Genomic DNA, 24,774 nt, shown 5'->3' on the forward strand with positions numbered 1-24,774 from the left:
CGTGACGATAGTGCCTGTCCCGTGGCGATAGGATCAGTCCGTGGAACCGGGATGCGCTCCGTGCGCCCCGACCTGTGTTCACGTCCGCGACACCTTATTGGACTAAGGTCACCGGCGATGCCGGTCGGCCCGGCGCCAGTCAGCTCCCGAACGACTCGGAAGATCCGTGAGAGAATACGCACCGCAGTTCCCGTCCCCCGTGCGGCCCCGCGAGGACCGCACCCTCATCGACGTCCTCCTCGAGTCGGCCGGCGCCCATCCCGATCAACCGGCCCTCGATGACGGCACTCGGGTGCTCAGCTACGCGGAGCTCATCACCGCGATCCGCGATCTCGCGCTGGAGATGGCCGAAGCCGGAATCGGCCCCGGTGACAAGGTCGGCATCCGCGTCCCCTCGGGGTCGGTGGATCTGTACCTCGCGATCCTGGCCACGCTCATGCTCGGCGCGGCCTACGTTCCCGTCGACGTCGACGACCCGGATGAGCGGGCGCGCACCGTATTCGCCGAGGCGGCCGTGACCGGAGTGGTCACCGCCGGACCACACATCGAATCCCGCACCGACCGCGGTCCTCTCGACCGTTCCGAGCTGCGTTCGCCTACCCCCGATGACGACTGCTGGGTGATCTTCACCTCCGGCTCGACGGGCACTCCGAAAGGCGTGGCCGTCACCCATCGTTCGGCGGCAGCCTTCGTCGACGCCGAGGCGGCCCTGTTCTGCGTCGAGGAGCCGCTGGGTCCCGGCGATCGCGTCCTGGCCGGACTGTCCGTGGCCTTCGACGCCAGCTGTGAGGAGATGTGGCTGGCCTGGCGGCACGGCGCGTGCCTCGTCCCTGCCCCGCGTGCACTGGTGAAGTCCGGAATGGATCTGGGACCGTGGCTGTCATCGCGGCAGATCACCGTCGTCTCGACCGTGCCCACCCTGGCCGCACTGTGGCCGGCGGAGAGCCTCGACAATGTCCGCCTCCTCATCTTCGGCGGTGAGGCCTGCCCGCCCGAGCTCGGACGTCGGCTCAGCGACGACGACCGTGAAGTGTGGAACACCTACGGCCCCACCGAGGCGACCGTCGTCGCCTGCGCGGCCATGCTCGACGGGTCCGAGCCGGTGCGCATCGGCCTGCCGCTCAAGGGCTGGGATCTGGCCGTCGTCGATGCCGAGGGCGTACCCGTCGCCGAGGGCGAGACCGGCGAGCTCATCATCGGCGGAGTCGGACTGGCCCGCTACCTCGATGCTGCCAAGGACGCCGAGAAGTTCGCCCCCATGCCGAGTCTCGGCTGGGACCGGGGGTACCGGTCCGGCGACCTCGTCGTCAACGATCCGGCCGGGCTCATCTTCGTCGGTCGTGCCGATGAGCAGATCAAACTCGGAGGCCGACGCATCGAACTCGGCGAGATCGACGCTGCCCTGCAGGCCCTGCCCGGTGTCGAAGGCGCTGCGGCCGCGGTGAAGAAGACGGCGGCCGGCACGGACGTCCTCATCGGCTACCTCGCCCCCGGTGCCGGTTCCGGCGAGGCCGACCTTCCCGACTGGGAGGCCCGGCTGCGTGACGAACTGCCGGCCGCACTCGTTCCCCGTCTGGCCCTCGTCGATGACCTGCCCACGAAGACCTCCGGCAAGGTCGACCGCAATGCCCTGCGGTGGCCGCTCGATGACGGCGCCGAGGCGGCCGGATCCGATGAGGTCTTCGACGAGGACGTGGAGTGGGTCGCCGAGCAGTGGGCCGCGGTCCTCGGTGCCCGACCGGGAAGCGATACGGACTTCTTCACCGCCGGCGGTGGTTCGCTGGGCGCCGCACAGCTCGTCTCCCGACTGCGCACCCGCCATCCCAGCGTCACCGTCGGCGACATCTACGCGCATCCGCGCTTCGGCGCCCTGTCCAGGCTCTGCCACGGCGAGGAAGGGGCCGGAATCGGACCGGCAGGTCCGAAGCGGACGATCACACGGACCTCCCGGGGCATGCAGGCCTTCCAGGTGCTGCTCGGAATTCCGGTGCACATCCTCGGCGGGGTCCGATGGGTCGTACTGGCGATGCTCGCGGCCAATATCGGGGTCGGTCTCGGCGCGGACCTGCCCTTCACACCGTGGCCGGTGCTTATCGTCCTCTTCCTCGTCTTCGTCACCGCGTGGGGGCGGATGCTCATCTCCGCGGGTGCGGCACGCCTGCTCATGATCGGGATCCGGCCCGGGGTCTATCCGCGATCCGGGTGGGTGCATAAACGGCTGTGGCTGGCCGAACACATCGCCGACATCGCCGCTGCGGTCTCGGTGGCGAGCGCACCCTGGGTGACCTGGTATGCGAAGCTGCTGGGCAATCGGATCGGCAGCGACGCCGATCTGCACTCAGTGCCCCCGGTGACCGGTTTCCTCACCCTCGGCGAGGGCGCTGCAGTCGAACCCGAAGTCGATCTCAAGGGCTGGTGGGTCGACGGCGACCTGCTGCGCATCGGACGCATCGACATCAGCCGCAACGCCACGATCGGTGCCCGGTCGACGCTCATGCCCGGCGCCGAGGTGGGGATCGGAGCTCTCGTCGAAGCCGGATCCGCGGTGACCGGTCGGGTGCGGAAGAACCAGATCTATTCAGGTTCGCCTGCGGTGCGGGTCGGGAAGGCGAAGAAGTCCTGGCCGGCTCCCCCGCCCAGGCGGCGTCTGCCTTTCCTGTTCTACGCCGTCGGCTCCCAGATCAATGCGCTGCTGCCGTATCTTGCGGTAGTGCCAGGCTTCGCGATCATGCTCGGGGTCTCCGGGATCGAGGTTCTCGAGTCTCCCTGGCTGCTGGTGGCATGGTCCCCCGTGGTCGCCTGCCTGTGGTTCCTCACCACCGCCCTACTCATCCTTGTGTCCGTGCGGATTCTGGCGATCGGCATGGAAGAGGGTGAGTTCCCCGTTCGTTCGGCTCGCGGATATCGGGTGTGGGCGACGGAGCGTCTGCTCGACATGGCCCGGGATCTGCTGTTCCCCCTCTATGCGTCGATGCTCACCCCGTGGTGGCTGCGCCTCCTCGGTGCAAAGGTGGGGCCGGGTACGGAGATCTCGACCGTCGTCTTCGTGCCCAAGATGACGACGATCGCGGCCGGTGCCTTCCTCGCCGATGACACCATGGTCGCCAGCTACGAACTCGGGCACGGCTGGATGCGCGCCGGGCGAGCGAAGGTCGGCAAACGCGCCTTCCTCGGCAACTCGGGAATCGCATCCCCTGGTCGCAGGGTGCCGAAGAATTCCCTCGTCGCGGTGCTCTCAGCGGCGCCGGCGAAGGCGAAGAAGGGATCGTCGTGGCTCGGCTCTCCCCCGGTGCAGCTGCGTCGCGCCGCTGTGGAATCCGACGAGTCACTCACCTATGCTCCGACCTTCGGGGTCAAGGCCGCTCGTGCCTTCTGGGAGACGCTGCGGATCTCGTCGATCATCGCCGGCGGCGTGCTCATCACCGGAGTCGTCCTCACCATCTGGTTCTTCCTCGGCCTGCCGGGCGGGGTGGCCGCGCAGTCGACGACGTTCTTCGCTTCGGTCCTGTTGGCCCTGCTTACTTCGGGGATCGTGATGATGGCCGCCGGTGCTGTGGCAGCGGGATTGGCCGTGGCGGCGAAATGGATCCTCGCCGGTCCCATCCGACCCGGGGAGCATCCTCTGTGGTCGTCATTCATCTGGCGCAACGAGGTCGCCGACTGCTTCGTCGAACTCGTGGCCGCTCCCTGGTTCGCCCGGAACGCCGTGGGCACGCCTGCGATCGTGTGGTACCTGCGGGCGATGGGCGCGAAGATCGGCCACGGAGTGTGGTGCGAGAGCTACTGGCTGCCGGAGGCCGACCTCGTCCGCCTCGGCGACAATTCGACGGTCAACCGCGGCTGTGTGGTCCAGACTCACCTGTTCCATGATCGGGTGATGAGTCTCGATACAGTGCAGCTCGATCCTGGTGCCACTTTGGGGCCCAACAGCGTCATCCTCCCGGCTTCCACGCTGGGTGAGAACGCCACGGTGGGAGCGACGTCTCTGGTCATGCGCGGAGAGTTCGTGCCGGCCCATGCCTACTTCAGCGGCAATCCTGTCATACCCTGGGTGGATGCCCCAGAACTTCCCGCACTCAGCGAAGAAGGCCGAGAAGACGTCGGTCGCGAAGAAGCAGGCCGAGACGACGTCGGTCACAACGGCTCAGACCCCGACGACGGAGAACGATCGGGCCGATCGCATGCTTGATACCTATACACAGGGTGTCGGCAACGCGGACCTTCATATCGACCATTACGATCTCGACCTCGACTACCGGATCGGTCCGAACCGACTCTCGGCCAGGGCGGTGCTCAAGGGGCGGGTGCTCACAGACACCTCATCGATCGTCCTCGACCTCACAGGTCTGCGGGTGACGAAGGCCAGCGTCAACGGCAAGAAGGTCCGTTTCTCCGCTCGAGGGAAGAAGCTGCGGCTGACGACCCCGGTGCTGAAGAGCAACCAGCCGGTGGTCATCGACATCAGCTATACGGGCAATCCGGAACCGGCGATCGGCACGTGGGGCGACATCGGCTGGGAGGAGCTCGAAGACGGGGTGCTCGTGGCTGGACAGCCCGTCGGTGCCTCGACCTGGTTCCCGTGCAACGACCACCCCTCGAACAAATCCCAGTACAGGATCTCCGTGCTCGTCGAGTCCGAGTACACGGTGGTGTCCAACGGGAGCCTGACGAAGAAGACGCGCAAGGCCGGGCGGACCCGCTGGACCTATGAGTCATCGACTCCCCTGGCGACTTACCTGGCGACGGTGCAGATCGGCCGCTACAAGTACGGGCAGATCCCTCTGAGTTCCGGAGCCACGCGGTTCGGTGCTGCGATGCTCGGCGCGGCGAAGGACGCGGTTGCGGGTTCGGCCCGGGACGCGCTGTCGAGCGCCGCTCGAGGAGTCGCCAGCGCTGCCGGCAAGGACGTGTCCGTTCACGATTCGTCGGGCAGGCGCACGACGCACAGCCGGACCGAATCTTCCGTTCCCCTCGGCGTCTATGCCGACGATCATTGGGATGTGGCGGTCGAGCGCCTCGGTATCCAGCACGGAATGATGAACCTGTTCATCGAACGCTTCGGGCCCTACCCGTTCGACGTCTACGACGTGGTCGTGACCGATGACGTTCTCGAGATTCCGCTCGAGTCGCAGCCACTGTCCGTGCTCGGGCCCAATCATCTGGGTCCCGAGTGGGAGGCCGAGCGCCTCGTCGCACACGAGATGGCGCACCAATGGTTCGGAAACTCGCTCACGCCTTCGCGGTGGAGGGACATCTGGCTCAACGAGGGCTTCGCCTGCTACGCCGAGTGGCTGTGGTCGGAGGAGTCCGGCCGCGCGAGTGCCGACGAGCGCGCGCGGCAGTGGTGGGACGATCTGTCTGCCCAGCCGCAGGACATCATGCTCGGCGATCCGGGCGGGCCGAACATGTTCGACGACCGCGTGTACAAGCGCGGTGCACTGTGCCTGCATGCCCTGCGCCTCGAGCTCGGCGATGAGGACTTCTTCGCGGCCGTCGCCGAATGGACGAAGCGGTACCGTCATTCCTCGGTGAGCACAGAGGAGTTCATCCGCTGCGTCTCCGACGTGGCAGAACGTGACATCGCCGAGGTGGTCCGTCCTTGGCTCGAGGAGTTGGAACTCCCGCCGCTTAAGTAAGCGTCAGACTGTTCCTCAGCCGAGTTTGCGGACGAGCACGTCAGAATCGCCGTTGCGGCCGACGGACACGAATCCGTGGTCGGCGTAGAGTTTCGCCGCTCCATTGCCGTCTTCGACGGACAGGCTGACGGCGGGGTAACCGCTCATCCGCGCCAGCGCACAGATGGTGTCGAGGAGCGCACCGCCGATTCCCTGCCCCTGGTGGTCGGGCAGCACAGCCATCGAGAGCTCGGGGATATCGGCTGCGACCCAGCCGTAACCGGTGAAGGGCGCCCGACCGTCGCTCGGCGACAGGTCGGCGGCTGCCGACTCGGCGGTAGCTATGCCACCCTCGTCATTCGAATCAGCCTCGGCGTCACCGTCGGTGACGACCTCACTGCGAACCACCTCGGTGCCGGTCTTATCCAGGGCGGCCGCGAAGTCTCCGCCCACCTGTTTTTCGGCTTTCCCGACAACGTCTTCAATATCGGCCAGGCGCACCCAGGCGAGCCCGATGATCGGCGACTGCGCGTCGGCCTCGGCGTGCGCGGCGACGGCGATGTCACCATCGCGACCCCAGTCGCGGAAGTAGAAGACCGCGTCGCTGCGGTGGCGGAGGTCCTCGAGTTCGATCCGGGGTTTGTCCGTCGACCAGTTGAAGCACAGGTCAAGGAACGGCAGGAAGGTCTCGTCATCGGTCTCGGCCGGCAGCGGACGGATCCGTCCGCGCAGGGAGGCGGCGGCCGCCTCGGCGGAGGTGTTCTGCGAATCATGAGCGTCAGTGTGGGCAGCGTTCATGAGATTCCTTTCTCGACGGCGCGTTCGATCCACGCCCGGTTGCGTACTCGCCAGCCCAGGGTCAGGGCGCGGAAACCGACGAATCCGATGCAGAAGCCGGCCCAGAGCCCGGGGGCTCCCGGCCAGATGTTGATGATCGGGATGAGCAGAATCGCGTATCCGATCACAGCGACCAATTGTGCCAGAGCCAGGTACTTCGCGTCCTCGGCTCCCATCAGCACGCCGTCGAGGACGAAGACGTACCCGGCGATCGGCATGCTCAGCGCCAGCACCGGCAGGAGTGCGGCCAGTGCCGACACCACTGCGGGGTCGGAGGCGAAGGCTCGGGGGATGATTCCGGAGCCGGCGAACAGGGCGACGCCGACGACGATGCCGAAGATGATCCCCCACAGACACAGGCGGCGGTTGATCGCGGCGACCGCGTCGGTGTTCTTCGCGCCCAGCTCGAGGCCGATCATCGCCTGGCCCGCGATGGCCAACGAGTCGAGGGCGAGCGCAAGGGCGAAGAAGATGCTCTGAGCGACCTGGATCGCGGCAAGGTCCGTCGTGCCCATCGCCGTGGCCAGGAACACGAGGAGAATGAGGGCCGCGCGCAGTGAGGCGTTGCGGACCAGCAGCCAACCGGAGGTCTTCGCCGAGGTGAACACGCCTGACCAGTCGGGACGGATGCTCGCGTGGAGGCGACGGGCCGCGCGGATGGAGATGGTGAGGTAGACCGCGCACATTCCGGCCTGCGCGATGACCGTACCCATCGCCGATCCCGCGACTCCCATGTCGAGACCGTAGATGAAGAAGGCGTTGAGACCGATATTTGCGATGCAGCCGGCCGCCGCGACGATCAGCGGGGTCTTCGTGTCCTGGAGCCCGCGCAGCAGCCCGGTCGCTGCGATGACCATGAGCATGAACGGCAGACCCCACCATGAGATCGCCAGGTAGGAGTGTGCGCCCTCGGTGATCGCCGGATCCGGGTCGAAAGCTCCGATCGCGGTGCTCAGCAGGGGCAGTCCGATGATGATGAGCAGGATGGAGGTGCCCAGTGCCAGCCAGATTCCGTCGAATCCTGCCGTGATCGCGCCCGGCCGGTCCCCCGATCCCATCCGTTTCGCCACGCGCGGAGTCGTGGCATAGGCGAGGAAGATCATCAGACCGAGCACCGTCTGCAGGATCGTCGACGCGATCGCCAGCGATCCCAGAGCACCGGCACCGAGGTGGCCGACCATGGCCGTGTCCGTGAGCAGAAAAATGGGTTCGGCGATCAGGGCTCCGAGTGCGGGAAGTGCCAAACGGAGAATATCTTTGTCGATCGCTGCCACGTCCCCGATTCTAGCGAACCGGGGCGGCGGGGCCGGTTGTTATGGGTCGGTGGATTGGGGCTTGATCTGCTGGATCGGCCGGAGTAGGGCCGGCAGTGCGCGGGCCCACAAGATCGTTATGCGCCCTTGTTGAGTGCCCGCCCCTATTGGACGGCGATACGCAGACGGTTCACCAAAGGTCGACAGTCCGATCGCAATGTCGTGTCAGTGCCGAACCGTAGAGTCAGAGGACAAACAAATCGGTACTGACAAACACGGTCCACAATTGCTTCGTTTCTGGAACATAGGGGTATCTGTTCTATTTGTAATCGTATTGTGACATCTTTTTCTATCCGCAGATTCTATAATTGAGATAGGCGACTTCCCTGACTATCAACTTCCACAGAGGCGTGGAGAGGTGAAAGACCGATGAAGAACATCGGAGACAACGACGGACGGGAATTCGGCCTGCCCACCGCTCCCCCTGCGGAGGCAGACCACCGGGCTCTGTCGAAGTTCCGCCGGGCCCACGGACGTCGTCTGGAGATCGCCGAAGACAATGAGCTCGTCGACCTGCTGGGTGTCTATGCTCAGAGCAGCCTCGCCCAGATCAATTCTTTCATCGCCACGAGTGAAGTCGTGGCTCAGGACGTCGCTTACGCTCTCGGGCTCTTGGGCAGTCAGCCCGACTCGGTCTTTGAGTTCGCGTCATTCACCAGGACTGCGGCACGCTATCGTCTGCCCGTGGGCAAGCGAGCCACAGTTGCCCTCAACAGCAACGACTGCGTTGTCGACGTTCCTGCCGACGACGTGTTCTCCCCGCTCAGAACTTGGACCCGCAGAGAGACACTTGCGTGGACACAGGCTGTGGCCCAGGTCGAAGCCGAAATCGGGACGAAAGTCGGCGCAATCACAGGACGGAAGAAGAACCGTGCCACCGGCCGTCAACACCGTCGAGTGCGGAAGTTGGCCAAGGAGTTCCTGATCAACCCCGCACTCTTACCTGACTTTCCCGGTTACGATCCGAAGCTGACCTTCTTCACGTGGCTGCGCGGCAATATCGAACCGACCGAGGCCGGCGTCTATTCGAGTCTTCTGGGCGCGACGACGAGCAACTCGCTCAGACACATGACTTCATCGATGACGCTAGTGCACGGACTTCCGCGGTTCCTCAAGCGATGCTTGGATGGAGACTTCACGATCGAACACGTCGATTGTGTCACTCGTGCGTGTCGTGACCTGCACTTCGAGCATCTGCCGGAATTCGATGACTACCTCGCCCGCCGGCGCGCTGACATCACGATCGAGACGTTCAAGCGATCGGTCGCTCTGAAGATCGCAGTCATTCAACCGGCCGAGGACACTCTGAAGAGTGTTTCACTGCGTCGTCGGGTCGACTTCAGCACCGGCGACGACGGAACCGCCTACCTCACACTGACCGGGCCCGCACCTGAGCTTCAAGCCTGCTACAGAAGGCTCGACGCCTTTGCCCGAGCGGTTCATAAGAGCAATACGAGCGCGTTCTCGGATCAGCTGAAGGCAGGAGAATGCTTCGATGAGGAGCGTTCGGTCTCAGCCCTGATGTTCGACATACTCACGCGCACGCGTCCACAGATCAAGCTGCGTATCATCAGCACAAACGAGGCCGACAACACGTCGACGAGCACCGATTTCCCTCTCGATGGGCTCTTCGCCGGACCCGACGGCGTCCCCATGCAGGAAGGTGAGGCGCTGCTCGACTACATCGAGCGAGTGTTCGACGACATGGACACGAACGGCCACGCAGGACCGACACAGTCAGAGCCAGCCAGCTCGGAAGCGTCCGCGCAGTGTGACTCCGGCCGCCGGGCATCCGCACCGGAAGAAGAGCCCAGCCGCCCTGCGAACACCACTCCAGCTGACCGCATCTTCGAATCCCAGCTGCTCGAGGCCATCCTCAGCAGCAACAACACCACGGATCAAGACACGGCAGAAGCGCTCGAGGCGCTCATCGGCTCACGTGCCAGCGGAGCTCGCCCCGCATCCGAGGGATCCGAAGCTGCCGCGTCCGGTGGTGTCGATGCATTCGGCAGTCCCATCCTCGATGCCGGCGAGCGCCGCATCAGCTTTGAGTTCCTCCTCGATATGCCGACCAACGAGTATTGGTTGGCGAATCAGGCCAGCACCTTCATCACCGTTCCTCTGCTTACTCTGCTCAGCCAATTCCACTCGGATGACGACGGTTCGCCGCCACCAACCCTTGAGCCGTCGAGTCCACAGCCGCCCTCCGTCGATCCCCTAAATCCGCCACCACCGACTACCGGTCCCCCAGACCCGCCGCCTCCCGACGAACCGCCAACGTCAACACTCTCAACCACGCCGGCACCACCTGACGGACCAACATCATCGCAAGTCTCGACGCCAGCACCATCGGAGGTACCTCTGACTTCAGGAGAGGTGTGCGATCTGGCGGGCATGCTTCCAAACGGGTCACCGATCCCAGCCGAAATGGCACGACGGGTCGCCGGGTACTCCACCACCTGGACCAGGCTGCTGACCGATCCGGCAACTGGAACACCTGTTGATGCGAAGGCAACGTCCTATGCAATACCGAACAGCGTGCGCAAAACACTTGTCGCTCAATTCATGACCTGCACCTTCCCGGGATGTACTCAACCCGCTGAGGTGACAGAGGTCGATCATATTGACCCGTTCAATCACTCCGACCCGACTCAGGGCGGTCTCACTCGCTTCGGAAATCTCCATTGTCTGTGCAAGGCCCACCATCTGCAGAAGACCAACGGCAATTTCGACGTGCGGATGGCCGAACCCGGCCACCTGGAGTACGTGTTCCGCAAGGGTGTCACTGCAGAGGTCGTCTCGCCGGATAACCCCATCAGCATTGAGCATGCTCGGCTGTTCCTCGAACGATTCGGCGCTAGACTCCCCCGAACGGGTCGAGCAGTCACATCGGAACAGGCAAACATCGAGGATCCACTTGCCGACGAGAGTGTTCCAGCCACCGAGCATCAATCTGATGCCGAGGGCGATCCTGATGTTGAGCGTCAATCTGACTCTGAAACGGCGTCTGCCCACAACAGCGGCGATCCAAACGTGAAACACCCCGTTCCCGGTGATCGGAAGCAGGCACAGGAATGCCCGGAACCAGCCGCGACCGACCGTAGCCCAGGCTGGAGAGAGTTCATTGCCAACGACCCCTATGCGTTCGCACCCAAGACTGCGCCGCGCAGTGCCGACGAAGCATCTGGCACCGCACGGTCAGGCAAGGATGACGCAGAGCTGCGCAACTGGTTCTGGGACTCCGGCGAGCCTCCGCCGTTCTGAGAGCACTCTGGTGCCCCAAGCAAAGTCAGCCTCCGCACCGATCTCGAACACGGAAAGGGCCGACGATATTCGGTCAGAATCGACCAGAATATCGTCGGCCCTCAGTTCAAGTTGAACTGCCGGCGGAATGCCTCAGCAGACTTCGAACAGTCCTGCTGCACCTTGTCCGCCGCCGATGCACATCGTGACGACGACGTACTTCACTCCACGGCGGCGTCCCTCGATGAGAGCGTGTCCGACGAGTCGGGCACCGGTCATTCCATACGGATGTCCGACGGAGATGCCGCCGCCGTCGACGTTGTACTTCTCGGGGTCGATGCCGAGGCGGTCACGGCAGTACAGGGTCTGTACTGCGAAAGCCTCGTTGAGTTCCCACAGCCCGATGTCGTCGATCGACAGACCATGGTTCTTCAGCAGCTTCGGAATCGCGAACACAGGACCGATGCCCATTTCGTCCGGTTCACAGCCGGCCACGGCCATGCCGCGGTAGATGCCCATCGGCTCGAGTCCGCGACGGCTGGCTTCGTCGCTTGACATGACCACCGAAGCAGATGCGCCGTCGGAGAGCTGCGACGCATTGCCCGCGGTGATGCTCGGAACCTTCGAAGCCACACCGGGATCGAGTACAGGGTTGAGGCTGGCGAGGCTTTCGAGCGTCGTCGAGGGGCGATTGCCCTCGTCGGCTTCGAGAACCACATCCTGACGCGAGGTCTCCTTCGTCTCCTTGTCGACGACAACCTTCGTCGTCGGCAGAGGCACGATCTCGGCATCGAACCGACCGGCTTCCTGAGCAGCAGCGGTGCGCTGCTGCGACGACAGGGAGTACTCGTCCTGAGCTTCACGGCTGATGCCATAGCGCTCGGCAACGACCTCGGCAGTGGCCAACATCGGATAGTAGATACCGGGAACATGCTCTTCGAGCCACGGATCCTTGGCCCGGAACGTGTTCATCTTGTCGTTCTGAACCAGCGACACCGACTCCACGCCACCGCCGACGACGATCTCCTGATCGTCGAAGAGGATCTGCTTCGCTGCGGTCGCAATGCCCATCAGCCCGGATGAGCACTGCCTGTCGATAGACATTCCCGGCACCGTCGTGGGCAAGCCTGCGCGCAATGCTGCCTGGCGAGCGACGTTCGAACCTTGGCTGCCCTGTTGCAGAGCAGCGCCCAAGATGACGTCCTCGACCTCTCCGCCTTCCAAGCCAGCGCGTTCCACGGCATGCTTGATCGCGTGGCCGGCCAACTCCTGAGCCTGGGTGTCGTTGAAGGCACCACGGTAGGCCTTGCCGATCGGCGTACGTGCCGTCGACACAATGACTGCTTCCCTCATGGGTCTCACCTTTCGAAGATGTTCGTTGATTCGTCGTGAGGACGGCGGCGATCAGTCCTTCGGACCGCCGGCGACGTAGATGACCTGACCGGAGACGAAGCCGGCTCCCTCGGAGGCGAGGAACGATGCAGTGTGAGCAATGTCCTCGGGCTTTCCCGATCGGGCAACGGGGATCTGCTGGACCGAGGCCTCAACGAAGTCCTCGAAGCCCATGCCCACACGCTCGGCGGTGGCCTTGGTCATATCCGTTTCGATGAAGCCGGGAGCAATGGCGTTCGCGGTGATGCCGAACTTGCCGAGCTCGATCGCCCAGGTCTTCGTGATGCCCTGGATGCCGGCCTTGGCAGCGGAGTAGTTCGTCTGTCCGCGGTTGCCCTGTGCCGAAGTGGACGACATCGAGATGATGCGGCCGAACTTCTCTTCGACCATGTAGGACTGCACGGCCCGCGCCATGAGGAAAGCTCCGCCGAGGTGGACGGAGAGGACCTTGTTGAACTCCTCGTGAGTCATCTTGAACAGGAGGTTGTCGCGCAGGATTCCGGCATTGTTGACCAGGACGGTCGGCGCGCCGAGTGTCTCGGCAACCTGCTTGACCGCGGCATTGACCGAGTCCTCGTCAGAGACGTCGGCCTCGAGGCCGAGGGCTTCGCCGCCGGCGTCCTTGATGGCGGCAACGGTCTCGTCGGTGGGGCCCATATCGAGAACGGCGACCTTGAGTCCGTCGGCTCCGAGTCGCTTGGCGATGGCGGCTCCGATGCCGCGGCCTCCACCGGTGACGATTGCTGTACGAGTCATGAACAAGCTCCTAAAGATGATGTTGCGTCATTGCCGAGGGGAACCGAGTGGGCACCTGCGGTTCGCGTCTGCATCGGACCTGATGTGATGCAGATCTCCCATGCAGCTATGCCCACTATAGACCAATTCCGTCACTGAACGATTGTTTGCTCACTTTTCAGACACATGGCCAGGTCGAACGCTTCAGAACCGCAGAGCCGATCTGAGAAATTCGGCACGCATGCAGTCCGACCTCGCCTTATGTTCTCCGAGCCTGGACCAGCCCCGAACATTATCGAACGTTCAAAAATCTAGCCCAAAACCATTGACTTCACGAGAGTGATTTGGAAATGTTCACACCAGTCGAAGTCCATTACGGATTGACGACGACTCCGGGAACTATCACTGACGACGTCCCGGACACCGTGTGGAGCAAGCTCGCTCCAGGAGCTTTTCAAAGGAGAAAAGATGAACTCTGTCTCGCGAAGTCGCCGCCGGAGACTATCGGCAGCAGCAGCTTTGGGCGCAATCGCATTGACTGCCACAGCCTGCGGAGGCGGTGGCGGTTCAGGTGAGGGCGACACCGTCGTCATCGGCTATACAGGACCGCTCAGCGGCGGTGGCGCCGCATACGGTGAGAACGTCAAGATCGGTCTCGAAATGGCCATCGACGATCTCAACGCAGACGGGGTCGAGGTCGATGGCAATCCCGTGACCCTTGAGCTGAAGTCCCTCGACGACAAATACGCACCGTCCACCGCCGCGAGCAATGCTCAGCGGTTGGCCGATCAGGACAAGGCCCCTGTGGTCGTCTCCCCGAACGCCGGAGCAATCAAGGCGATTCAGCAGATCAACAGCGGCAGGTCGAACTTCCTCATCTCTGCGTACACGTCCGATCCCGCGATCGTGCAGGCGGACAACCCCCTGACGATGATGATCCCTCCGAATTTCGAATCCTATGCTGAGGAATTCTCCGAGACTGCCATGGAGCACGGAGGCAAGAAGCTCGCTCTGCTCGGAACTCAGAGTGAGTACGGGCAGCAGTGGACCAAGTCGATCAAGGACGCATGGAGCGAAGCCGGCGGGAAGATCGGCGGCGACAACAGCGTCGACTACGCAACTGTGTCCGATTTCGCGGGCCCTGTCTCGAAAGCCCTGTCGGAGAAGCCCGATGCGATCTTCGTCGGCGGACCATCCCAACCGACAGCATTGATCATGGAAGAAGCTCGCAAGCAGGGCTTCAAGGGCAGCTTCCTCGTCATGGATCAGGCAAAGCTGGATGAGATGGCCACGGTGACGAAACTCGACAATCTCAAGAATTCTGTCGGCGTTCTGCCGGTTTCCGAATACGAAGATCCCGGCACTAAGGACTTCCTGAAGAAGTTCGCTGAGAAGGCCGGAGAGAAGAAGGTTCCGACCAGCGAAACGGCGCTGAACTACCAGGGCATTGCGATCGTCGCGAAGGCGATGGAGGTTGCGGGAACAACGGACGACCCGGAGAAGATTCGCGAAGCCATCGGTGAGGCGCTGCCAGAGGTCGATGACAAGTACAAAGTCAATGGCTTCCCCGACGAGATCACAGAGCAGGGCCACCTCCTCAATCCCGATCTGGAGGCGGCGTTCCTCAATGAGGACGGCAAATACACCAAGGTGCCGATCGAGCAGGTATCCGACGATAAGTAACTTCCGTCAGCGGCTGTATTGAAGGTGAGGCGCATGAGTGCGCCTCACCCGGCCGAACTCATGCCTGCAGAGGACCCGACTGATCATGACTCTCTTCATCCAACAGCTCTTCAACGGCCTCGCGCTGGGCGGTGTCTACTGCCTCGCTGCGATCGGTCTGACACTGGTTTTCGGAGTGCTGCGCATTCCCAACCTGGCTCACGGTGCGCTGTATATGCTCGGCGCGTACATCACCTATTTCTTCCTCACGACCGTCGGCGTTCCCTATATCGCCGCGATCGGCATTGCGGCGATCATGCTCTTCGTCGTCGGTGTCGGGCTCGAACGCCTCGTATTCCATCCCTTGCGCAACTCCCCGCATACTCACCACATGATCGCGGCCGTCGGTGCGATGTTCTTCTTCCAGGCCCTGGCTCAAGCGATCTGGGGAGCCGACTTCCGACGTATGGACACGCCGATCACCGGCGAACTGCGCATCCTCGGCGCTGAAATCTCTGCGCAGAGGATCGTCATCATCGTCACCGCGGTGATCGTCTTGGCGCTGTTGGCGATGTTCATCAAGCGGTCCATCCACGGCCAGACGATCGAAGCGATCGAACAGGACCGCGTCGGTGCATCGCTGGTCGGCATCAACCCGTCGATGGTATCGATGCTGACGCTGGGGCTGTCCGCCCTGCTGGCCACGATCGCGGCGGGCCTCGTCGCACCGATCAATCTTCTGTCTCCGACGATGGGCGATGCGCTCAACCTCAAAGTGTTCGCCATCATCATCCTCGGTGGTCTGGGGTCGCTTCCGGGCGCCATCGTCGGCGGATTCGCACTCGCCATCGCCGAGACGATGACGGCGACCTACATCTCCTCAGCTGTCGGAGAGGCCGTGGCATTCGTCGTTCTCGTCGCTGTGCTGGCCATCAAACCGAACGGCCTGTTCACGAAGGCGGTGCAGCGATGAGCTCAATGAAGAATCCTCGGATCATCGGCACCATCGCCGTCATCGTCCTGCTCGGCCTGACGCCCCTGGCGTTTGCGCAGGAGAACTACACGATGCGAGTAATCACCGTCGGCATGTGCGCGGCGATCGCTGTCTACGGCCTCAACATCATCCTCGGCTTCACGGGACAGCTGAACCTCGCCCAAGGCGGGTTCTTCGGCATCGGCGCCTACGGAGTCGGGCTGCTCACCACCGATTACGATTGGAGCTTCTGGACCGCATTCGTCGCAACCGTCATCGGAACTGCGGTCATCGGCTACCTCTGCGGGCTGATCGCCCTGCGCACGAAGGATGAGTACTTCGCCATCTTCACAATGGCCATCGGCTTCATCATCTTCCTCGTCATCAGCCGTTGGGAGTCCGTCACCCACGCACATTCCGGCGTCAACAACGTGAAGTTCCCCGAAGGCGGAGGACTCATCGACTTCGAATCTCCGGTTGCGATGTTCTACCTGGTCTTCGCCATCCTGCTCGTGTGCATCTACACGACGTACGCGATTCGGCGCTCGAGTGTGGGTCGCACGCTGCTGAGCATCAGGACGAGCGAAGATCTGGCGGATGCGATAGGTGTGCGCGTCGGATTCAGCAAACAGCTCGCATTCGCCGCCTCGGCTGTCCTCGGAGGAATCGGCGGCGGACTCTACGCAACTGTGGTCGGATTCATCGGCCCCCATGCGGCATCGATCGACAAGACCTTCGAATTCCTTATGTTCATCCTCGTCGGAGGCATGGGCACTGTCGCAGGTCCGCTGCTCGGAAGCATGATCGTGACATTCCTGTTCGAACTGTTCCAAGACTTCCAGGCCTATCGATTCATCGTGCTGGGACCCATCATCGTCGCCCTCGTGATCTTCGCACCGCGGGGAATCGTCGGATACCTCGGCGGATTCGTCGACAAACGCAATCGACGACGAAGGAGTGCAGAGGCCCGCGGTTCAGAACACAACGAGTCCTCACGATCGGATTCAGCCGCCTCAGTCGGCACCAACTCCGAGGAGGAGAAATGACGCTGCTCGAAATTCGCGGTCTCGGTAAGCGCTTCGGCGGGCTCGACGCGGTCAAGGACGTGAGCCTGGACGTTGAAGCGGGTCAGATCACCGCGGTCATCGGTCCCAATGGTGCCGGCAAGTCAACGCTGTTCAACCTCGTCCACGGCTTCTATCGGCCCACGGCAGGGACCATCAGCTTCAAAGGCGAGGACATCACGCATTCGTCCCCGCACCGTACCGTAGCCGGTGGCATCGCCCGGACATTCCAGACGACGAACCTGTTCGATGACAGCACCCTGTTGGAGAACGTCCTGGCCGGACGGATCGTCCGCTCGAAGTCCAATGTCTTCGACGCCGTCTTCCACACGCCGCGCCACCGTCGTGAATCACGCATCAACGAAGACAAGGCGATGGAAGCTCTTGAGTACTGCGGGGTCGCGGAGTACCGACACGATCTGGCGTCGAATGTTCCGCAGGAGGTGCAGAAGCGCACCGCAGTGGCAATGGCACTGGCCACGGAGCCCGAACTGCTGCTGCTCGACGAGCCCGCCGGCGGCATCCCCGAAGAGGAGACTGTCGATTTCGGCGACCTCATTCGATCATTGCCGCAGCGAGGGGTCTCCGTCCTGCTCGTCGAACACAAGATGACGATGATCATGGACCTCGCGGACACGATCCTCGTCCTCGACCACGGACAGAAGCTGGCACTCGGCGCACCGGCGGAGATCCAATCCGATCCGAACGTCATCCGCGCCTACCTCGGTTCCACTGCACAGGAGGAGAACTGATGCTCACGCTCGACAATGTCAGCACCGGGTACGATGCCACCGATGTGCTCCATGGGGTGAGTATCACCGCGCAGCCCGGAGAGCTCACCGTGGTGCTCGGCGCGAACGGCTCAGGAAAGACGACTTTGTTCAAGACCATCAGCGGACTGATGCGGGTTCGGTCAGGGTCGATCGTCTATGAGGGGCGTCAGCTTCATCGAGCGCGTCCCAATGCCATCGTCAAGGCCGGTATCGCGCACTGTCCCGAAGGTCGCCATCTGTTCGGCAAGATGTCGGTGGAGAAGAATCTGCGTCTGGGGTCGTACCCCCACCGGAACAAGTCGCGAACCGAAGAGATCTACGCTGAGGTCCTCGACATGTTTCCGATCCTCAAGGAGAAGGCGAAGCAGCCGGCAGGCTCCCTGTCCGGCGGACAGCAGCAGATGGTCGCAATCGGCCGGGCACTGATGTCGGATCCGAGCCTGCTGATCCTCGACGAGCCGTCGATGGGCCTGGCTCCCATCGTCGTCGAGCAGGTCCTCGAGTCGGTCGCACAGATCAATCGGAACGGTATCGGAGTCCTGCTCAGTGAGCAGAACGCGAAGGCGTCACTGGCGATCGCCCACCGGGGATACGTGCTGGCCGAGGGGCGGATCGTCCTCGCTGATGATGCCTCACGACTGCTCGACAATCCCGACGTGCAGGCGGCCTACCTCGGCCTCTGACGGCGGTTCGCAGTCTTTCGGTTGAGGGCGGCGATATCGCGGAAACGAAGTCTCGCCGAGGCGGCTTGGCCACCTCGGCGAGATTTCGTTGAGCTATTCTGCCAGATCGTTGAGACCCTCGGTCACGCTCGTTCAGTGCGGCGGATTCATCAAGACCGACTTCCATTCCGTCTGACTCATCACGGTCAAAATTCAGCCAGCCGGACACATCATTGGAGACGTTGCCCGCTGTCTCACTCGTCGAGGAACCGGGAGACGTCCCCGGCTCCGACGCGGGCCACCTCGGGGAACTTTCCGGTGAAGTCGACGACCGAGGTCGGCACGACTCCGGGGACTCCGGACTCGATGACGATGTCGAGGTCATTGCCGAGCTGGTCCATGACATCCTCGGCGTGGGTCAGCGGATCCTCGTCGCCGGGCAGCAGCAGAGTCGACGACAGGATCGGCTCCCCCATCGCCTCGACGAGGGCGAGGGCCGTGACGTTCTGCGGTATACGAGCGCCGACCGAATGCTTCTTCGGATGCATCATCCGGCGCGGTACTTCCTTCGTCGCCTTCATGATGAACGTGTAGGGTCCCGGCGTCATCGACTTGATGGCTCGGAAGTCGGAATTGTCGACGATGACGAACTGACCCAGCTGGGCGAAGTCGTGGCACATCAGCGTGAAATGGTGCTTCGAGCCGAGGTGCCGAATGCGGGTGATCCGCTCGATGCCTTCCTTGTTGTCCAGGGCGCAGCCGAGGGCGTAACAGGAATCCGTGGGATAAGCGATCAAGCCACCGTTCCTGAGTGACTCAGCGGCCTTCTCGATCAGTCGGTCCTGCGGGTTCTCCGGATGGATATTCAGTAGTGTCGCCATACTTCATGCTAACCACTCTGCCGCCACAGTGCGAGGGGTCACCCGCAGACGCTCCTCAGCGCACGAGGCTGGGTATCGTCAGACCGCAGCCTCGGGCTTCTTCAGGCCTTGACCAGCTCGGCCCGCGCGGTGTTCGGATCAGAGGCGAGGAGGATATTCACCCACCTGGCTCTCGGATCCGCGTCGACGAGCAGAGCCTTGATGAGCAGGGTGGCCGGCAATGCCAGCAGCGCGCCGAGCCAGCCGAGGACCCATACCCAGAACAGAAGTGACAGGAACGACACCAAGGGAGTGACGCCGACGGATTCGCCCGTGAACTTCGGCTGGATGATCGACTGGATGACGAAGTTGAGCACGCTGTAGGCGATGACCACCCACAGCGCCGACTGCCATCCGCTGTCGACCAGCGCCAGCAGTGCCGGCGGGAGAAGGCCGATGACGAAGCCGATGTTCGGAATGTAGTTCGTCAGGAATGCCAGCACGCCCCACACCCAGATGAGCGGAACGTCGATGATCGCCAAGGCGATGACGTCGAGGAATGCGACGATGAGACCGAAGACCGTGGCCACCACCCAGTAGCGGCGGACACCGCTGGCGAAATCACCGATCGACGCCGACAGCGTGGGCTTCACATCGAGCAGCATCGCCATCCGCTTGTCGATGCCCATCGAATCCATCGCCACGAAGAACACCGCCATGATCACAGTGGTCAACAGGCCCGCAACCGACGACAGATTCGTCAGCAGCGGGTAGACGGCGTCGAGGACGGAGCGGACGTCGAAGGCCGAGAGCTGCTGCTGGATCACCGAGGAGGTCACCCCGATGTCCGAGAGCAGCGCCAACGCATTCTGGTACGTGTTGACGAGTTCGTTGCTGTAGCTGGGGATGAGGATGACGAGCTCGGCGACCGACCACGCGGTGAGGCCGAAGAACGCGAAGATCATGCACAACACGAGCACGACCGAGATGCACGCCCCGATCGCCCGCGGCACCTTGACCCGGGTAAGCAGCCGCTGCACCGGGTAGACGACGATGTAGAAGTTCAGCGCGAGGAACACCGGAGCCACGATGTCCTGGAGCCCGCGGAAGAACATCAGCGCATACGCCAGCCCTGCCAGCGTCACCGCGATCATCAGCGCTCGCGCCGGCGGCCGCGCGTGCCAGGGCCGCTTCTCTCCTGCGGGGTCGGACTCTGGTGCGGATTCTGGTGCGGATTGTGCGCCGGATGCCGTGCCCGATTCTGTGCTGGAAGAATTGGATCCCACCATCACCGAGGCGGCCGACGCAGACGGATCCCCCGCCGAGGCGGCAGGTCGGGAGGCGGCCCCCGCCGAGGCGGTGGGTCCGGCCGACCCCGGCTCAGCCGCCGGTCGTGAGGACGACGCAGACTCATCTGGGCGCGCGGCATCCCCGGTTCGTCCGGTTCGCCCGGTCGCACCGTCTGCGGCACCCGGCGCCTTCGCCTGCTCGTCCTCGTTCATTCAGCGTCCCCGACGCTTTTCGCGGATGCGCATCGACACCTCGATAGGGGTGCCCTTGAAGCCGAAGGTCTCACGCAGACGGCGGATGATGAACCGCCGATAACCGGGGTCGAGGAATCCGGTGGTGAAGAGCACGAACTTCGGCGGACGCGACTGCGCCTGAGTGCCGAAGAGGATGCGCGGCTGCTTGCCGCCGCGCACCGGGTGCGGGTTGGCCGCGACGAGCTCACCGAGGAACGCATTGAGTCGTCCCGTCGGAATGCGGGTGTCCCAGCCCTCGAGAGCGGCCTCCATCGCCGGCACGAGCTTCTCCGCGTGACGTCCGGTCTTCGCCGAGATGTTCACGCGCGGTGCCCACGCCACATGGCCGAGGTCCCGTTCGATCTCGCGCTCGAGGTAGAAGCGGCGTTCGTCATCGAGCAGATCCCATTTGTTGAATGCCAGCACCACGGCACGTCCCGCCTCGACGGCGGTCGTGACGATGCGGACGTCCTGCTCGCTCAGCGGGTCCTGGACCTCCATGAGGACGAGGGCCACCTCGGCGCGTTCGAGCGCGGTCTGCGTACGCAGTGCGGCATAGAAGTCGGCACCGCTGGCCTGATGGGCACGACGGCGGATGCCGGCGGTGTCGACGAAGCGCCACTGCTTGTCTCCGAGCTCGATGAGCTCGTCGACAGGATCTCGAGTGGTGCCAGCGACGTTGTCCACGAGCACTCGGTCGGAGCCGATGAGCTGGTTGAGCAGGGAGGACTTGCCGACGTTCGGACGCCCGACGAGCGCCACGCGCCGCGGTCCGCCCTCTTCGACACGGGTGTCGACGGCCGAGACCTCGGGCAGGATCGTGAGCACTTCATCGAGCAGGTCGGCGACTCCCCGACCGTGCAGAGCAGACACTGTCCAGGGCTGGCCGAGGCCGAGGCCCCAGAGTTCGGCGGCCATGAGCTCGCCGCGCTCATCATCGACCTTGTTCGCGGCGAGGAGGACCGGCTTCTTCTTCCGGCGCAGCATCTTCACGACCATCTCATCGGTCGAGGTCGGACCGGTCGTGGCATCGACGACGAGGAGGACGGCATCGGCCATGTCCACGGCGACCTCGGACTGGATCGCAATCCGCGAGGCCATGCCCTTCGAATCCTGATCCCAACCGCCGGTGTCGACGAGGGTGAATTCTTGTCGGTTCCATTCCGCCCGGTAGCTCACGCGGTCACGGGTGACTCCCGGAACGTCCTCGACGACGGCTTCACGGCGGCCGAGGATGCGGTTGACCAGCGTCGACTTGCCGACGTTGGGGCGACCGACGACGGCCAGCACCGGTGCGGCACCGAGGGTCTCGTCTTCGTCTTCGTCGAAGCCGTAGGCGCGCAGCAGCGCACGGTCCTCGTCTTCGAGCTCATAGCTTTCGAGTCCGGCCTCGAGCGCGGTCGCCCGCTGCTCGGCCTCCTCGTCGCTGATGCTCTCGACGCGGTCGACGAGGTCTTCGTCGGGTGTCTCGTGGAATTCGGATTCGCTCATTGTGAGTCCTTCACCAGCTGCAGCACCGTTTCGACCACCTGGTCGAAGTCGATGTCGCTGGTATCGAGTGTGAACACACCGTCGGCGGCCTCTAAGAAGCTCGTCGTGGCGGAGTCCTTGGCGTCACGGCCGGTGACGAGGTCTTGGGTGGCGGCGATCGCCTCGGCGTCGGCATTGCCGTGCACTTCTTTCGCGCGGCGGGCCACACGGACCTCGTCGCGGGCGGTCATGAGGAGGCGCACATCTGCATCGGGAGCGACCACGGTCGTGATGTCCCGGCCCTCGACGACGATGCCCTCGGGTGCGGCGGTGATGTAGGCCCGCTGCATCTCGATGAGCTCCTCGCGGGCGTCGATGACGCCGGAGACCGTCTGCACGTTCGCCGATACTTCCTCACCGCGGATCTCCTCGGTGACGTCGATATCGTCGACGGAGACGAAGAATTCGTCGGGGCTGAGCGAGATCTCCAAGTCCGCGCCGCGCACCTGCTCGAGCACGTCGACGGGGTCGGTGACCCCGCGGTTGAGGCACAGCCACGCCATCGCCCGGTACATCGCACCGGTGTCCAGGTACTGGTAGCCCAGCCGACGCGCCACCTCCTTGGCGGTGCTCGACTTGCCCACTCCGGACGGTCCGTCAATGGCTACGACGCTCATGCAGTTCCTTCTTTCTCGATGGCGGATTCGGGGATCTGCCATCCCTTCGACAGCAATCCGATCTCCAGCTCCTGCTGGATGGCCGGGACCACGGACACGTCGACCATGCCCAGTTTCCGGCCGGAGGCGTGATCCATCCGGAAGTCCTCGACATTGACGCCGAGGTCGCCGATGTCCTTGAACAGCCGGGCCAGGGTTCCGGGCGTATCCGGAACCAGGATCGTGACAACAGCATAGGTGGTCGGCGGCTGCCCGTGCTTGCCGGGAATCCGGTCGTGTCCCTCATTGCCCAGGGCGATCGCCTTGGCGAGCAGTCCCGTCGAACCGGGTCCGAGTTCGAGAGCACTGATGACCTCATCGAGCTCGGTGCGCAGATCGACGAGCACAGAGCGGACCTCCTCAGCGTTCCCGGTCAGGATCTGTGTCCACAGCCCTGGGTCCGAGGCGGCGATTCGTGTGACATCGCGCAGTCCCTGGCCGGCCAGCGAGATCTCCTCGAGCGGTGCGTGCCGCAGCTGGGAAGCGACGAGGGAGGCGACGACCTGCGGCACGTGCGAGACCTTCGCGACCGCCGCATCGTGGATACGCGGATCCAGATGGAGCACCGAGGCGCCCGTGTCCTCGGCCATGGCGATGACCTCGCCGAGGCGGTCGGCCGGGGTGTCCTCGTCCGAGCAGATCACCCAGGGTCGGGCCGTGAACAGGTCCGACTGGGCGGCGATCGCCCCAGATTTCTCGCGTCCGGCCATCGGATGGCAGCCGATATAGCGATCGAGCTGAGTGCCCGTGGTCAGTTCGCGCACCGCTTCGAGCAGGCGGGTCTTGACGCTGGCGACATCGGTGACCGTAGCGTTCGGGTAGTTCTCGAGCGCCGAGGCGATGACCCGGGCGGCGACGTCGGGCGGGGTCGCGACGACGACGATGTCCGGGTGTGCGGCAGGCGACGCAGCGTCGGTGGCAGCGTTCGGGTCGGCCGCCTCGGCGACGGTTGCCTTCGGAGTGACGACCTGGCCGGCACCGAGGTCCGCGGCGAGTTGCTGCGCGGTCGGTGAGGTGTCTTCGAGGGTCACCTGATGGCCTTTTGCGCTCAGCGCCAACCCCAGGCTGGCACCGAGCAGGCCGGTGCCGATGATGTGGACTCTCACAGACCGACGGCCTCGAACAGTGCGCCGACCTCATCGGAGCGCAGCGGGCGGATCTTGCCCTGCTTCTGCTCGTCGAGGACGATCGGTCCGAATTTCAGCCGCACGAGGCGCTCCACCGGGTGGCCGATCTCGGCCAGCAGGCGGCGCACGATGCGGTTGCGGCCGGAGTGGAGCGTGAGTTCGACGACGGACTTGCCCGGGGTCGAATCGACGAGCTTGAAGTCGTCGACCTTGACGAAGCCGTCTTCGAGGTCGATTCCGGCCTTGAGGATGGCTCCGGCGTCCTTCGCGAGCTGGCCCTTGACCTTTGCGACGTAGGTCTTCGGGATCTCGTAGCGCGGGTGGGCCAGGCGGTTGCTCAGCTCCCCGTCGTTCGTGAGCAGGATGATGCCTTCGGTCTCCGTGTCGAGCCGACCGACGTGGAAGAGGCGCTCCGTGTTGTTGCGCACATAGTCGGCCAGGCAGGGGCGACCCTCGGGATCGCTCATGGTCGACACGACTCCCGCGGGTTTGTTGAGCACGAGGTAGACCTTCTTGGTCTGTGTCGAAATTCTCACTGTGTCCACGTACACGGACTGCGTTTCGGGGTCGATCCGGGTGCCCAGCTCGGTCACGATGCTGCCGTCGACCTCGACGCGGCCGTCGACGATGAGCTGCTCACAGGCACGACGTGATCCCAGGCCCGCCTCGGCGAGCACCTTCTGCAGCCGCACACCCCCGCTGACGTGGGCATCTGATGTCTGACCGGCACCCGTACCGCCCTTGTTGGAGGCCTGTTTCGCCGTCATTGCGCGCTGTTTTCGGCTGGGTCGGTTCTGGCGCCCGCCGGG

General features: G+C 63.8%; 18 protein-coding genes. 8 read left to right on the forward strand and 10 right to left on the reverse strand.

Annotation, left to right across the window (positions count from 1 at the left end; genetic code table 11):
• Window positions 1-166: 166 nt before the first annotated feature.
• Both BEP01S_RS10965 and BEP01S_RS17120 read left to right on the forward strand, forming a co-directional pair.
• On the forward strand, window positions 167-4,189 hold the full coding sequence (locus tag BEP01S_RS10965; protein ID WP_083532664.1) for a Pls/PosA family non-ribosomal peptide synthetase: 4,023 nt from the start codon (window positions 167-169) through the stop codon (window positions 4,187-4,189).
• Window positions 4,182-5,636, forward strand: coding sequence for a M1 family metallopeptidase (locus BEP01S_RS17120; protein WP_062243242.1), 1,455 nt, complete (start codon window positions 4,182-4,184; stop codon window positions 5,634-5,636). Before BEP01S_RS10965 ends, BEP01S_RS17120 begins: the two co-directional genes overlap by 8 nt.
• Window positions 5,637-5,651: 15 nt before the next feature.
• On the opposite strand, the gene BEP01S_RS17125 is transcribed toward BEP01S_RS17120, so the two are convergent.
• Window positions 5,652-6,413: a GNAT family N-acetyltransferase gene (locus tag BEP01S_RS17125; protein WP_062243142.1), complete on the reverse strand. Its 762-nt coding sequence runs from the start codon at window positions 6,411-6,413 to the stop codon at window positions 5,652-5,654.
• Window positions 6,410-7,726, reverse strand: coding sequence for an MATE family efflux transporter (locus BEP01S_RS10980; protein WP_062243145.1), 1,317 nt, complete (start codon window positions 7,724-7,726; stop codon window positions 6,410-6,412). The genes BEP01S_RS17125 and BEP01S_RS10980 overlap by 4 nt, the downstream gene beginning before the upstream one ends.
• Window positions 7,727-8,572: 846 nt before the next feature.
• Between BEP01S_RS10980 and BEP01S_RS10985 the strand changes: the two genes are divergently transcribed.
• Window positions 8,573-11,029, forward strand: a complete 2,457-nt coding sequence (locus BEP01S_RS10985) for an HNH endonuclease signature motif containing protein (protein ID WP_244882197.1) — start codon at window positions 8,573-8,575, stop codon at window positions 11,027-11,029.
• A 132-nt stretch (window positions 11,030-11,161) separates the two neighbouring features.
• Here BEP01S_RS10985 and BEP01S_RS10990 read toward each other — a convergent pair whose 3' ends face one another.
• Complete coding sequence (locus tag BEP01S_RS10990; RefSeq protein WP_062243151.1) at window positions 11,162-12,361, reverse strand: acetyl-CoA C-acyltransferase; 1,200 nt, start codon at window positions 12,359-12,361, stop codon at window positions 11,162-11,164.
• Window positions 12,362-12,412: 51 nt separating this feature from the next.
• Window positions 12,413-13,156 (reverse strand): SDR family oxidoreductase, encoded by a 744-nt coding sequence (locus BEP01S_RS10995; protein WP_062243154.1) that lies wholly within the window; start codon window positions 13,154-13,156, stop codon window positions 12,413-12,415.
• 447 nt (window positions 13,157-13,603) lie between these two features.
• Between BEP01S_RS10995 and BEP01S_RS11000 the strand changes: the two genes are divergently transcribed.
• The 5 genes from BEP01S_RS11000 (at window position 13,604) to BEP01S_RS11020 (ending at window position 18,290) form a co-directional block, all read left to right on the forward strand.
• Complete coding sequence (locus tag BEP01S_RS11000) at window positions 13,604-14,818, forward strand: ABC transporter substrate-binding protein (RefSeq protein WP_062243157.1); 1,215 nt, start codon at window positions 13,604-13,606, stop codon at window positions 14,816-14,818.
• Window positions 14,819-14,903: 85 nt separating this feature from the next.
• Window positions 14,904-15,770: a branched-chain amino acid ABC transporter permease gene (locus BEP01S_RS11005; RefSeq protein WP_062243160.1), complete on the forward strand. Its 867-nt coding sequence runs from the start codon at window positions 14,904-14,906 to the stop codon at window positions 15,768-15,770.
• Between the two features lie 5 nt (window positions 15,771-15,775).
• Window positions 15,776-16,816 carry a branched-chain amino acid ABC transporter permease gene (locus BEP01S_RS11010; protein ID WP_244882198.1) on the forward strand — a complete coding sequence of 347 codons (1,041 nt, stop codon included), beginning with the start codon at window positions 15,776-15,778 and terminating at the stop codon, window positions 16,814-16,816.
• Complete coding sequence (locus BEP01S_RS11015) at window positions 16,813-17,586, forward strand: ABC transporter ATP-binding protein (protein WP_083532666.1); 774 nt, start codon at window positions 16,813-16,815, stop codon at window positions 17,584-17,586. The genes BEP01S_RS11010 and BEP01S_RS11015 overlap by 4 nt, the downstream gene beginning before the upstream one ends.
• Window positions 17,586-18,290 (forward strand): ABC transporter ATP-binding protein, encoded by a 705-nt coding sequence (locus BEP01S_RS11020; RefSeq protein ID WP_062243163.1) that lies wholly within the window; start codon window positions 17,586-17,588, stop codon window positions 18,288-18,290. The genes BEP01S_RS11015 and BEP01S_RS11020 overlap by 1 nt, the downstream gene beginning before the upstream one ends.
• Before the next feature lie 233 nt (window positions 18,291-18,523).
• Here the strand turns inward: BEP01S_RS11020 and BEP01S_RS11025 are convergent, their stop codons facing one another.
• The 6 genes from BEP01S_RS11025 to BEP01S_RS11050 form a co-directional block, all read right to left on the reverse strand.
• Window positions 18,524-19,150, reverse strand: a complete 627-nt coding sequence (locus tag BEP01S_RS11025; RefSeq protein WP_062243165.1) for an L-threonylcarbamoyladenylate synthase — start codon at window positions 19,148-19,150, stop codon at window positions 18,524-18,526.
• A gap of 101 nt (window positions 19,151-19,251) precedes the next feature.
• A complete protein-coding gene (locus BEP01S_RS11030) occupies window positions 19,252-20,631 on the reverse strand; it encodes an AI-2E family transporter (RefSeq protein ID WP_244882199.1) in 1,380 nt (459 codons plus the stop codon).
• Entirely contained in the window at window positions 20,632-22,143 is a 1,512-nt protein-coding gene (gene der / locus BEP01S_RS11035; protein ID WP_062243168.1) for a ribosome biogenesis GTPase Der, read from the reverse strand.
• Window positions 22,140-22,799 (reverse strand): (d)CMP kinase, encoded by a 660-nt coding sequence (gene cmk, locus BEP01S_RS11040; protein ID WP_062243171.1) that lies wholly within the window; start codon window positions 22,797-22,799, stop codon window positions 22,140-22,142. Before cmk ends, der begins: the two co-directional genes overlap by 4 nt.
• Window positions 22,796-23,944, reverse strand: a complete 1,149-nt coding sequence (locus tag BEP01S_RS11045; RefSeq protein ID WP_062243174.1) for a prephenate dehydrogenase — start codon at window positions 23,942-23,944, stop codon at window positions 22,796-22,798. Before BEP01S_RS11045 ends, cmk begins: the two co-directional genes overlap by 4 nt.
• Entirely contained in the window at window positions 23,941-24,732 is a 792-nt protein-coding gene (locus tag BEP01S_RS11050) for a pseudouridine synthase (RefSeq protein ID WP_236853090.1), read from the reverse strand. The genes BEP01S_RS11045 and BEP01S_RS11050 overlap by 4 nt, the downstream gene beginning before the upstream one ends.
• Between the last annotated feature and the right edge of the window lie 42 nt (window positions 24,733-24,774).

Source organism: Brevibacterium epidermidis NBRC 14811 (genome assembly GCF_001570805.1).
Classification (GTDB): Bacteria; Actinomycetota; Actinomycetes; order Actinomycetales; family Brevibacteriaceae; genus Brevibacterium; species Brevibacterium epidermidis.